Origin of the sequence: Nostoc sp., assembly GCF_041747015.1 — a bacterium.
In the GTDB taxonomy this organism is placed as follows: domain Bacteria; phylum Cyanobacteriota; class Cyanobacteriia; order Cyanobacteriales; family Nostocaceae; genus Nostoc.
The window spans coordinates 41,198-53,522 of record NZ_JBGTFY010000175.1; the positions used below are offsets into that span (position 1 = coordinate 41,198).

The following is a 12,325-nucleotide window of genomic DNA, read 5'->3' on the forward strand; positions in this document are numbered from 1 at the left end:
TGCCCTATAACCAATGACTAATGACAAGCAGCTACACGTCCACGCCAAAGAAAATCAGGATACTTTGCAAAGACTGATTAGAGCGATCGCACTTTCTGAAGGTCAATTTGCCCTAATTTTAGTTCGATGTAACTATGGGCAATTACGTGAGCAAATGTTAGATAATATTCGCTCGACCACCAAAGACATCAATATTAGAGAAATCGTTCTCAATCCATCAATTACTTCCTTACACAGCACAATAATTTCAGAACTATCTTTAGATAATCCTGCCGTCGTTACAGACTCTTTGCCATCTGCTGTGATGGTTTTTGGTATTGAGGCAACTATCGACTTGGAAAACTTACTTACAGGCATCAATAAAGCGCGAGATATCTATGCCATAACTTTCCCATTTCCAGTAGTGTTGTGGCTACAAGATGAAGTGGGATCATTACTTTCTAAATTAGCGCCTGATTTCAAAAGCTGGGCTGCAACCACGATTAAATTTGAAATGGCCAAAGCAGATTTAGTTGCTTTGATCCATCAAGAAGAAGAATCTCTATTTGCCAAAGTTTTACAAGCAGGTGCTGAAACATTTTTATCTAATGCCTTCTTAGAATTAGATCCCAAGTCCCAACACCGCCACGAAATAGAATCAGCCCGTAATGATTTGCTGCGTCTGTATAGCGTTCAATTAACACCAGGATTAGAAGCTAGTTTAGAATTTGTTTTGGGGCGAGATAAATACGCCAATGATCAAATCAATGGTGCTTTAGCTAATTATCAAAGAAGCCTAGCGTTGTGGCAGCAGGAAGCAAGCAGAGTAGCAGAGTGGGAGAGTGATTCTTCTTTATCCCTCTCATGTCCACAACCTACTCCTTGCTCGTCTTTACTCAAGCAAGCAATAGTATTATTCCACCTGGGGCTTTGCTATCACCGAATGGCAGACTTATACCAGAATACTAGTAGCTATTGCCAACATGCTCTGTTGTGGTTTAAACAATGCTTGGAGTTATTGGAAGAGGTACAAAGACAAGACTTAGTTGCTAAATTCATTTTGCCTGCTTGTGAAATGCTGCAACGCTTACAAGCCTGGGATGAGTTAAAAGAATTAGCTCAAAAGTCATTACATCTACATAAAACTTATGGAACTCCCGCACAAGTTGCTCAAAATTATGGCTTTTTGGCAAATGTGGCGGCTTCTGAGTCGAATTGGATACTAACTCACGAATTAGCAAATACAGCACTTTCTATCTCTGAAGAAGTAACACAAGTGTCTCTGCGAGACGCTTTGCGAAGACGACAACAAGAAAGTTGGTATCTTCTCTTGCTAGCACGTGCACAGCGGCATCTCGGTCAATTTGAAGAAGCTATGAATAACCTGGAATGGGCGAAGGTCGTTTGTGAGCTACAATATCAGCCATCACTTTACTTAGAGATTTTAGAGGAACTGCGATCGCTTTACTTTTTTGAGCGTCATGAATATACAGAAGCTTTTAACCTGAAGCAAGAAAAAATTAAAATAGAACATCAGTATGGCTTTCGTGCCTTCATTGGGGCAAGTCAATTGCAGCCGCAACGCCCCAGAATTAACCCAGTACTGGAACCTCACAAAATACCGTTTATTCCTGAGGAAGTTGCCCAAGAAATATCTGCTTCTGGACGCCAACAAGATGTGAATCGCTTAATTGAAAGAATTACCCGCGCTGACTACAAACTCACAGTAATTTATGGGCCATCCGGTGTAGGTAAAAGTTCACTTCTCAAAGCTGGTTTAGTCCCAGCACTTAAGGGAAAACTTATCGGTGAACGCATTCCTGTACCTATTGTTTTGTCTGTTTATACTGATTGGATGACAATCTTAATCAGCAGTATAAACCAAGCGCTGGCATACACAGGAATATCGGTTAGTTTTGACTCTACACCTACTATACTCTTAGAAAAAATTCGTTTAGTATGTGAGCGTAATTATACAATAATTATCATATTAGATCAGTTTGAAGAATTTTTCTTTGTTAGTAATCCTGCCACACAAAGAATAGAATTTTATAAATTTTTTAGTGAATGTTTAAATATTTCATTTGTAAAAATTATTCTTTCATTACGAGAAGATTATTTACATCATTTATTAGAATTTGAACGTTTGAGCCAGAAAAATAGTGCTGGATCATATGATTTAGGCGTAATTAATAAAAATATTCTCGATAAGGACATTCGCTACTATTTAGGAAAATTCTCTAGCCAGGATGCTAAAGCTATAATTCACAGTCTTACTCAACGTTCACATTATGAACTGAGTGAGGAATTAATTAATCGATTAGTGCAGGATTTAACAGGAGAATTAGACGAAGTACATCCAATTGAATTACAAATAGTCGGCGCTCAACTACAAATAGAAAATATTACCACACTTGCACAATATAAGCTTTGCGGTGGCTCGGCAAAATTGGTGGAACGCTGGCTTGGAGAGGTTATCAAAGACTGTGGTCAGGAAAATGAAGAGTTAAGTTGGAGATTATTATTTGAGTTAACTGATGAAAAGGGCACACGACCGTTAAAAACTAAAGCTGATTTAGCTGGTATATTAGTTAATAATCACGATATAGATACAAGATCAAGCTTTGAGACAGTTGGGGAACTGATATTAGAAATATTGGTGGGTTCTGGGTTGGTGTTGCGAGTCAGAGAAGAATTAGGCGATCGCTACCAGTTAGTTCACGATTATTTAGTTGAACCAATTCGCCAACAGAACAACTATGGTATATTCGCTGAATTAGAAAAAATCAAACTTGAAAAAACTAGAGCTGAAGTAGCCCAAAAACTTAGTCAAAAGCAACTCAATTTGGTGTTGCAACGGCGACTGGGGGAAGCACGGATGGCGGGCGCAGTTCTGGCAATCATGGGGGGAACAATAGCAGCATTATGGTGGCAAGCTAACTTACAGAAAAGAGCAGCAATCCGCCAAACTCTACGAGCTGAACGCAGTGAAACCAATTTGAACATTAGTGGAATCACTGCTGCTAGCGAAGCTTTATTTGCCTCTAATAAAGAATTTGATGCCCTATTAGAAGGTTTGCGGGCTTGGAGAGGACTTAAACAGGCAGAGGTCGTGCAGCCAGATACCCGAATGCGGGTGGTGACAGCCCTGCAACAGGCAGTTTATGGAGTCACGGAGGTTAACCGCCTAGAAGGACACACTGATATTGTCTGGGGAGTAACTTTCAGCCCAGATGGTAAGTTGTTGGCATCAGGTAGCCGAGATCGGACGGTGAAAATTTGGCGTCCTGACGGCACCTTACTCCAAACCCTCAAAGGTCACACTGATGCTGTAACCTGTGTAAATTTCAGCCCTGATGGTCAAACTTTAGCTTCAGCTAGTCTCGATAAAACAGTGCAAATCTGGCGAAAAAATCCGATTACAGGTGAATTTTACCCCAAGCCAGATAAAACTCTCAAAGGACATGGAGATTGGGTTTATAGCGTTAATTTCAGTCCTGACGGGGAATTGTTGGCTACTGGCAGTAAGGATGCAACCGTAAAACTTTGGCGCAAAGACGGTAGCTTAGTAAAAATCCTCAGAGGACATCGAGGGTGGGTTAACTGGGTAAGCTTCAGTCCCGATGGTCAATTCATCGCCTCGGCTAGCGACGACAAGACAGTGAAAATCTGGCGACGGGATGGTAGCCTCGTTACAACTTTACAGGGACATCAGCAAGGTGTAACTGTAGTTGTTTTTAGCCCTGATGGTAAATTGTTGGCGTCAACAGGTCGAGATAAGACAGTGAAACTTTGGCGCACAGAGAAGTCTGAACAGCGGCTTTTCAGAAGTCTGAACCGAGGAAGCCTGCGCTCAGAACCTCGGTGGCCGCTCAGAAGTTCGGAAGAGCGCAACAGCAGTAAAGACGGTTTTGACTTTCGCCTCTACAAAACTCTACAGCAGCATACTGATACAGTGTGGAGTTTGAGTTTCAGTTCCGATGGTAAAAAGTTAGCTTCAGGAAGCGAAGATAATACCATAAACATCTGGAGTATTACTGGTATCTTACTCAAAACCTTCAAGGGACACAGCGATGCTGTTGCCAGCGTAGCTTTCAGTCCAAATAACAAATTGCTGGCTTCAGGAAGTTTCGACAAAAGCGTGAAACTATGGAGTTTAGATGCCCCAACACCGTCTATTCTCCAAGGACATCAGAAGCGAGTTTTGAGCGTTGCGTGGAGTCCCGATGGCCATATGCTAGCTTCTGGTAGTGGCGATCGCACTGTCAAACTTTGGCAACGATACACCAGTAATGGCGAGGTCAAAACCCGACTTTACAAAACTTTGGTTGGCCACACAGATAAAGTCCCTAGTGTCAGTTTTGATCCAAAAGGTGAAATGCTGGCTTCAGGAAGTTATGACAAAACTGTAAAACTTTGGCGGCTTGACGGTACTTTAATCATGACTCTCCACGGACATAGTGATAGTGTGATGAGCGTGAATTTCAGCCCTGATGGTCAGTTTTTGGCATCAGCTAGCAAAGACAAAACAGTGAAACTTTGGAACCGCAAGGGCAAGTTGCTTAAAACCTTAGTGGGGCATGAAGGTTGGGTGAATAGCGTGAATTTCAGTCCTGATAGTCAGGTTCTAGCCTCTGCCAGTGACGACCAAACTGTTAAACTTTGGCAACGGGATGGTACTTTGCTTAAAACTTTCTCGCCCCATGACAGCTGGGTGTTAGGTGTCAGCTTTAGTCCCACTGACGAGTTGCTAGCTTCTGCCAGCTGGGACAACACCGTGAAACTGTGGCGACGGGATGGTACGTTGTTAAAAACCTTATTAAAGGGGTATAGCGATAGCGTTAACGCTGTAACATTTAATCCTAATGGTGAATTGCTCGCCGTTGCCAGTTGGGACAGTACAGTGAAACTGTGGAGTCGGGAAGGCAAATTAATTAAAAGTCTCAATGGGCATCACGCCCCAGTATTAAGTGTCAGTTTTAGCCCAGATGGTCAAACACTAGCATCAGCTAGTGATGACAACACGATAATTCTGTGGAATTTAAATCTTGGTGATCTGCTTGTTCGTGGTTGCGACTGGGTGGGTGATTATCTCAAGCACAACCGCAATCTGGAAAAAAGCGATCGCCTTCTTTGTGATGGCATAAACCGCAGGGGGCAGGGGGAAAATTACAATTGATTAATGACTCTTAAAGCCTCAATGAATAACCGCTCTTGATTTAGCGGCTGATGAGGCGATCAGAGTTGTTAATTTAGAGCTAGAAAATAATTTTCTAGCTAATCAGCAAGGGAGCGATCGCTCTCCAACACCTCATCGCTATTTTCTTTGGCAGCTTCTTGTGGCAAATTCTTTAAAAATGCTTGTATTTTCATCCGCTCAATGTAAGGCCAGCCTCCCTCAGACTCAATATCTTTCAGTAGTGAGTAGAGTTGCTGACGGTTAACAGGCAAACTCTCTTGAAAAACCCCATCCCGGATCTCTCGGTGTAACTGCTCCAATTGCCGCAGCAAAGCCAAAAGAGCTACAGTATCGCCTTGACAACCTGTAGTTGCATCATCCACCACAGTTATGATCGCTTGGAGTTTACAGGGCAACTTCCCTGATTCCATATTTTTGTTATCGTTCATGCCACCCTTCCGTATAAATGAGGTCAACTCAAATTTACCGGAGATTTTTAATTTTCCCTAGTCTACCAGCCGAGATTTATTAGCTGTGACTCTAGACAAGCAGTAAATAAGATTTACTTTCTATGAGCTTCTAGATGGTTTTTTTTGAACTCACTTTGTCCCGCCATCCCTGACTTGCCTTAGCCAGGGGTGAATATAACTAGATTTGTATCTTTTCAAAGGTAATTGCGATCGCTCCTAAAAGAGCGCAGTAACCTTTAGCATCGCCTCCACAGCAGCTAGATGTGTTTCTTGAATTTTGAGTACTTTGATTTTGAGTTAAAAAAAATCGTATGATCTGGCTAATTTGCCCATCAAACAATGGGCTGTATGTAGTAGCGTCACATACATAATACAAAAAGACTTGGGCGATGCCGCTTTTGTGATCGGCAAAAGCAAAGTGCGAAGCAGACATTTCTCTTCGCGTTTCTTGAGGCAATGACTTATGCTCCTCTGTGGGGCTTAGTCACTCGCCCAACTCTAACAAATGCTACCAATTTACAACTTAGATATTAATTTTTGAGATTGAGGTTGACCATGAGGTATCGCGCTTTAATTGTTGCATTCTTGGCTTTGTGCCTGGGGCTAATAACTGCTTGTAGTGATGCTCCTGCTACTAGTAGTAGAGATGTACTAACTTACGACCAAATTCGAGGCACTGGCTTGGCTAACAAATGCCCCCAACTAGCAGAAACAAGCCGTGGTTCCATTTCCATTGATTCTAGCCAGTCCTATGCCATCAAAGAACTTTGCTTAGAACCAACTAGCTTCTTCATCAAAGAAGAACCAGCTAATAAACGGCAACAAGCAGAATTTGTGGCTGGCAAATTGTTGACTAGATACACTTCTACCATTGACCAGGTGCAAGGCGACCTAAAAATCAACCCAGATAATAGCTTGACCTTTGTCGAAACTGATGGTCTTGACTTCCAAGCCATCACTGTGCAACTCCCTGGTGGTGAGCGAGTACCTTTCCTCTTCACCATCAAAGACTTGGTTGCTCAAACACAACCCAGTTTGACCAGTATTAACACCTCCACCGACTTTGAAGGTACTTTCAAAGTTCCTTCCTATCGTGGTGCTGCCTTCCTAGATCCTAAAGGTCGTGGTGTCGTCAGTGGCTATGATAATGCCGTGGCTCTCCCCGCCCAAGCGGATGATGAAGAACTGACTCGCACTAACGTCAAGCGTGCTGAAAATCTTACTGGCAAGATTTCTCTGCAAATAGCTAAAATAGATAGAGGTAGTGGTGAAATTGCTGGTACTTTCCAGAGCGAACAGCCATCTGATACTGATTTAGGTGCTGGCGAACCTAAAGAAGTCAAGATTCGTGGGATATTTTATGGCCGGGTTGAATCGACTCGTGGCTAAATCTTTTTAGGTAACGTAACTGACTGGCGCTCAGAACTACAATTTTGTAAGTATGAGGCTTGATCACAATAATTAACCCCCTTTGTCCCCTTTTTTGAAGGGACGAAGGGGTTTTTATTTATGACAAGGACACTTTTTAGCAGCAAAAGGTGTCTAAAAAAATGTCCCCATTTTTAATAGAAGAACAAATCTAAAAACTCTTACTGTCCCCAACCCCACGTCTTGGCATTTACTTTACAACTTTGATGATGTGGTATCAGACCGATAACCGAAATTCGACTTGCTCAGGGAATTTTGTTACCGATCAGTAACATTTTAAACATTTTTCAAGGAAATCCTGAATAGATATCAAGTTATTTTTGTTAAATTCGGTAAATAGATAGTACGGAGATGTATTCAGAATAACTACCTTATTTGACTCCTATTTGAAATACTATCCACCCAAAGAGACGTGCCATGCTGGAAAAATTTGTACAAGCTGCCATCATCACCTTCTTACTGCACCTGATAGCAGGACTTAGCCCAAATACTATACAGACAAAGACAGCATCACCTATACCGGAAACGTCAATAAATCTCGTTAGCTTAGTATTACGATCTTTTCAGTAAAAATAGTTCACAAATTGTACAGGTGTAGGCAACCAGACAAACACTGATATAAAGTCTGAAAACATCACGACACAAGGAACTACACTCTGTTAAAATATAGAATTGCGGTCATTCGTTTTCAGTTTTGGCGTTTACTGCCCAGAAAGCCTTTCAAACCATCCGTCCGCCTCAAACTGATGCCGCCACTGGCGACAGGCCGATGCTAATTCTGGAGTTTTATGTCTTTTTCTACTCTCGGCTTGTCCAATGAAATTATCCGTGCCGTTACCGAGCGAGGGTACACCAAACCCACACCAATCCAGATGCAGGCGATTCCTGCCGTCTTGTCGGGTGCTGATTTGCTAGCTGGTGCCCAAACTGGGACTGGAAAGACTGCTAGCTTCACCCTGCCGCTCCTGCATCGGTTGTCGTCCGACAAAACCGTTAAAAGCACATCTAATGGATGTTCCCCGATCCGGGCGCTAATTCTCACGCCGACTCGTGAACTCGCTGCACAAGTAGAGGAGAGCGTGCTTTCTTATGGCAAGTACCTAAAACTGAACTCAATGGTAATGTTCGGTGGGGTCAGCATTAGTCAGCAAAAACGGCGTTTAAACAGCCGCGTGGATATTCTGGTTGCTACCCCAGGACGACTGCTAGACCACGTGCAGCAGGGCACGGTGAACTTGTCGCAGATTGAGGTGTTAGTGCTGGATGAAGCAGATCGGATGCTAGATATGGGCTTTATTCGTGATATTCGCCGCATTCTCTCGCTTCTGCCTAAACAGCGACAGAACTTGCTATTTTTCGCCACCTTCTCAGAAAAAATCAAGGAACTTGCTGCTGGGCTACTCAATCACCCGACGCTAATCGAGGTGGCACGCCGCAACGTTACCGCCGACACAGTGGTACAGAAAGTCTACAAGGTAGACCGTGACAAAAAGCATCAATTGCTTGCTCACCTGATACGGCAAAACAATTGGGAGCAAGTGCTGGTGTTTACTCGCACCAAATATGGTGCAGACCGTCTGGTAAAGCAATTGGCCGACGATCGCATTCAAGCATTGGCCATCCACGGTAACAAGAGCCAATCGGCGCGTACCCACGCTCTAGCAAAGTTTAAGAACGGCAGTGTAAGGGTACTGGTGGCAACCGATATTGCATCTCGCGGTCTTGATATCAACGAACTGCCCCATGTGGTCAATTTTAATCTGCCTAATGTAGCGGAAGATTATGTTCATCGTATTGGTCGCACTGGTCGCGCTGGTGCGTCAGGTGAAGCCGTATCCCTGGTGTGCGCTGATGAATCCCAGCTGTTGGCAGATATCGAAAAACTGATTGAACAGCGCTTGCCATTTGAAGTAGTCGCTGGCTTTGAAGCCAATTTCCCCAGCCAGGCGGAAGCAGTTCCAGATGGACGCAAACATCGATCCAAACCAAAAGGAGGCTTGCCTCCGGCTCGTTCTACTGCTAAACCTTTACCACAGCCATCGGTTAAACAATCGGCACCGCGAACCGTGGCAAGTGGCAAAAAGCCCAGTGGTCGTTCGGGAACATCAGGCCGTTGGGCTAAAGGCGATCGCTAATCCATCAGTGTTATTAATAGCAATCACAACTGAGCTTACGCAAACAATAGCTGAAAAGAATGATTTTTAGGTAGGGGCAATTCATGAATTGCCCCTACAGTTTTGGGGAACAGGGTAGACTGAGCAAAGAAGGCAACTACTTGCATTTAATCATGACTAATCGCCTTGCTGAAGCTAAGAGCCTCTATCTCCGCAAACACGCCGAAAACCCGATTGATTGGTGGCCTTGGTGTGACGAAGCACTTGCAACTGCAAGGGCACAAAATAAACCAATTTTTCTCTCCATTGGCTACTCTAGTTGCCACTGGTGTACTGTGATGGAAGGCGAGGCTTTTTCGGATATAGCGATCGCTGACTACATGAATACCAACTTTCTTCCCATCAAGGTAGACAGGGAAGAAAGACCTGACCTCGATAGCATCTATATGCAAGCTTTGCAGATGATCAGCGGTCAAGGGGGTTGGCCTTTAAATATTTTTCTTTCCCCTGAAGATTTAGTACCGTTTTACGCTGGTACTTACTTCCCTGTAGACCCGCGCTATGGTCGTCCGGGATTTATGCAAGTACTGCAAGCCCTTCGCCGTTATTACGATACAGAAAAAGAGGACTTACAGCAACGCAAAGCCTTAATTATTGAGTCGCTGCTCACGTCTGCGGTGTTGCAAGATGGTACAACAACCGAGCTAGAAGACCGTGAATTACTTCGCCAAGGTTGGGAAACCAGTACAGGCATAATTACCCCTAGTCAAGCCGGCAATAGGTTTCCGATGATTCCTTATACAGAATTAGCACTGCGGGGAACTCGATTTAATTTTGAATCTGGGTATGATGGCAAGCAAATTTGTACCCAGAGAGGATTAGACCTAGCACTGGGCGGCATTTATGACCATGTGGGTGGTGGCTTTTATCGCTATACTGTTGACCCGACTTGGACAGTACCCCACTTTGAAAAGATGCTCTACGACAATGGACAGATTGTGGAGTATCTAGCTTCTTTGTGGAGTGCTGGAGTCCAAGAACCAGCGTTTGAAAGAGCGATCGCTGGTACTATACAATGGCTGAAGCGGGAAATGACTGCACCTGAAGGTTACTTCTATGCTGCTCAAGATGCCGACAGTTTCACTGATTCCACGGCAGTAGAACCAGAAGAAGGAACTTTTTACGTCTGGAGTTACAGCGAACTACAACAACTGCTAACGTCTGAAGAACTAACGGAATTACAACAACAGTTTACGGTGACACCTAACGGTAACTTTGAAAGTAGTAATGTGTTACAAAGACGCCATTTAGGGCAACTGAGTGCAACGCTGGAAAGGTCACTGAGCAAGCTGTTTACCGCTCGTTATGGCGTTAGTTCTGAGTCACTGGAAACTTTTCCCCCGGCTCGTAACAACCAGGAAGCAAAAACCGCTAACTGGCTAGGTCGCATTCCCTCGGTGACAGATACGAAGATGATTGTCGCTTGGAATAGCTTGATGATTTCGGGGCTGGCTAGGGCTGCTGGGGTTTTCCAACAACCGTTATATCTGGAACTAGCGGCACAAGCGGCGAATTTTATATTGAAAAATCAGTTTGTGGATGGGCGTTTCCACAGACTCAATTATCAAGGAGAACCAACTGTTTTAGCTCAGTCTGAAGATTACGCCTTTTTTATTAAAGCTCTATTGGATTTACAAGCTTCCAACCCTGAGCAGAAGCAATGGCTAGAAAAAGCGATCGCTATCCAAGATGAATTTAACCAATTCCTCTGGAATATAGAACTAGGTGGATATAATAACACATCAAGCGATTCTAGTCAAGATTTAATTGTCAAAGAGCGTAGTTACGCAGATAATGCCACACCATCAGCTAATGGAGTTGCGATCGCTAACCTTGTCCGTCTTGCCCTACTCACCGATAATCTAGATTATTTGGATTTAGCGGAACTTGGTTTAAAAGCTTTTGCCAGTGTGATGCATCGCGCTCCCCAAGCTTGTCCTAGCTTGTTTACAGCTTTGGATTGGTATCGGAATTCTACCTTGATTCGCAGCACAACTGAGCAAATAAACTCTCTGATCCCCAAGTTTTTACCAACGGCTGTGTTTGCTGTAACATCTGATTTACCAGAGAAAAGCGTTGGGTTAGTTTGCCAAGGTTTGAAGTGTCTGGCACCAGCAGAAAGTGTAGAACATTTATTCCAGCAAGTGCAGCAAAGTCAAAATAGAGGATGATTTTTAAGTCTATGAAGGAATAATTGACGAGTACATTCTCTGTAGAGACGGCAATTTATCGCGTCTTTACATGAGCATCTTAGTTGCATCGACTCGCATCTTAGTTGCATCGACTCGCATCTTAGTTGTATCGACTCGCATCTTAGTTGTATCGACTCGCATCTTAGTTGCATCGACCTGCAAAAAATAACTATGACGACCAGAAGCGAATTAACCGCCATTGTATTAGCCGGCGGTAAGAGTTCTCGCATGGGTCAAGATAAAGCCTTGATTCCCATCCAAGGAGTGCCGTTGTTGGAGCAAGTTTGTGCGATCGCTCAAAGCTGTGCTGATATTGTTTATGTAGTAACTCCTTGGCCAGAACGCTATCAACACTTGCTTTTGCCTAGTTGTCAGCTGATTCGGGAAGTACCTTTATCTGGAGAATCTCTAGCCCACGGGCCTGTAGTTGGTTTTGCTCAAGGACTAGCCGAAGTAGAGACAGAATGGGTGCTGCTGCTAGCTTGCGATTTGCCGAGGTTGCGGGTTGAGGTGTTGCAAGATTGGATAACTAAACTTGATACCGTGGGGGATAATGCGATCGCAGCCTTAGCTGATCATCCCAAAGGCTGGGAACCTCTGTGTGGTTTCTATCGCCGTCGCTGTTTGCCACAACTTTTAGAGTTTATCAACCAAGGGGGGCGCTCGTTTCAGCAATGGCTTGGGCAATATCCTGTAGAAGTTTTGCCTTTATCAGAACCCGAAATGCTGTTTAACTGCAATACACCAGAAGACTTGGCTTTAAGTTAGGGCTTGCTGAACAAAAGTGAAACATAGTCTAGGTAAGGGTTTTGAGCATTTTTTCACCAAGCAAGTGCAAGACTATAGCATCCAGAGGTTCAAAAACCTTGCACTTTCGTCGGCGAGCGCCGGGCAAATTGGGAA

At 43.8% G+C, this 12,325-nt stretch carries 7 protein-coding genes; 5 read left to right on the forward strand and 2 right to left on the reverse strand.

The genetic code is table 11. The features are described from left to right. Positions 1 to 13 precede the first annotated feature (13 nt). Positions 14 to 5,158, forward strand: coding sequence for a hypothetical protein (locus ACEW80_RS14145; RefSeq protein ID WP_373527192.1), 5,145 nt, complete (start codon positions 14 to 16; stop codon positions 5,156 to 5,158). 98 nt (positions 5,159 to 5,256) lie between these two features. Here ACEW80_RS14145 and ACEW80_RS14150 read toward each other — a convergent pair whose 3' ends face one another. Both ACEW80_RS14150 and ACEW80_RS14155 read right to left on the reverse strand, forming a co-directional pair. Then, complete coding sequence (locus ACEW80_RS14150; protein WP_373527193.1) at positions 5,257 to 5,607, reverse strand: hypothetical protein; 351 nt, start codon at positions 5,605 to 5,607, stop codon at positions 5,257 to 5,259. 199 nt (positions 5,608 to 5,806) lie between these two features. Continuing rightward, positions 5,807 to 6,085 carry a hypothetical protein gene (locus tag ACEW80_RS14155; protein ID WP_373527194.1) on the reverse strand — a complete coding sequence of 93 codons (279 nt, stop codon included), beginning with the start codon at positions 6,083 to 6,085 and terminating at the stop codon, positions 5,807 to 5,809. Between the two features lie 98 nt (positions 6,086 to 6,183). On the opposite strand from ACEW80_RS14155, the gene ACEW80_RS14160 reads away from it, so the two are divergent. The 4 genes from ACEW80_RS14160 to ACEW80_RS14175 all read left to right on the forward strand — a co-directional run bounded on the left by ACEW80_RS14160 (position 6,184) and on the right by ACEW80_RS14175 (position 12,190). Next, positions 6,184 to 7,017, forward strand: a complete 834-nt coding sequence (locus ACEW80_RS14160; RefSeq protein ID WP_373527195.1) for a photosystem II manganese-stabilizing polypeptide — start codon at positions 6,184 to 6,186, stop codon at positions 7,015 to 7,017. 827 nt (positions 7,018 to 7,844) lie between these two features. Then, positions 7,845 to 9,191 carry a DEAD/DEAH box helicase gene (locus tag ACEW80_RS14165; protein ID WP_373527196.1) on the forward strand — a complete coding sequence of 449 codons (1,347 nt, stop codon included), beginning with the start codon at positions 7,845 to 7,847 and terminating at the stop codon, positions 9,189 to 9,191. Positions 9,192 to 9,343: 152 nt separating this feature from the next. Next, complete coding sequence (locus ACEW80_RS14170) at positions 9,344 to 11,401, forward strand: thioredoxin domain-containing protein (protein ID WP_373527199.1); 2,058 nt, start codon at positions 9,344 to 9,346, stop codon at positions 11,399 to 11,401. A gap of 192 nt (positions 11,402 to 11,593) precedes the next feature. Beyond that, a complete protein-coding gene (locus ACEW80_RS14175; RefSeq protein WP_373527197.1) occupies positions 11,594 to 12,190 on the forward strand; it encodes a molybdenum cofactor guanylyltransferase in 597 nt (198 codons plus the stop codon). The last annotated feature ends 135 nt before the right edge of the window (positions 12,191 to 12,325 follow it).

Excerpts from the sequence above, each read along its gene's own strand:
- ACEW80_RS14145 (WP_373527192.1), top strand. The coding sequence starts at position 14 with ATGACTAATGACAAGCAGCTACACGTCCACGCCAAAGAAAATCAGGAT.
- ACEW80_RS14150 (WP_373527193.1), bottom strand. The coding sequence starts at position 5,607 with ATGAACGATAACAAAAATATGGAATCAGGGAAGTTGCCCTGTAAACTC.
- ACEW80_RS14160 (WP_373527195.1), top strand. The coding sequence starts at position 6,184 with ATGAGGTATCGCGCTTTAATTGTTGCATTCTTGGCTTTGTGCCTGGGG.
- ACEW80_RS14165 (WP_373527196.1), top strand. The coding sequence starts at position 7,845 with ATGTCTTTTTCTACTCTCGGCTTGTCCAATGAAATTATCCGTGCCGTT.
- ACEW80_RS14170 (WP_373527199.1), top strand. The coding sequence starts at position 9,344 with ATGACTAATCGCCTTGCTGAAGCTAAGAGCCTCTATCTCCGCAAACAC.
- ACEW80_RS14175 (WP_373527197.1), top strand. The coding sequence starts at position 11,594 with ATGACGACCAGAAGCGAATTAACCGCCATTGTATTAGCCGGCGGTAAG.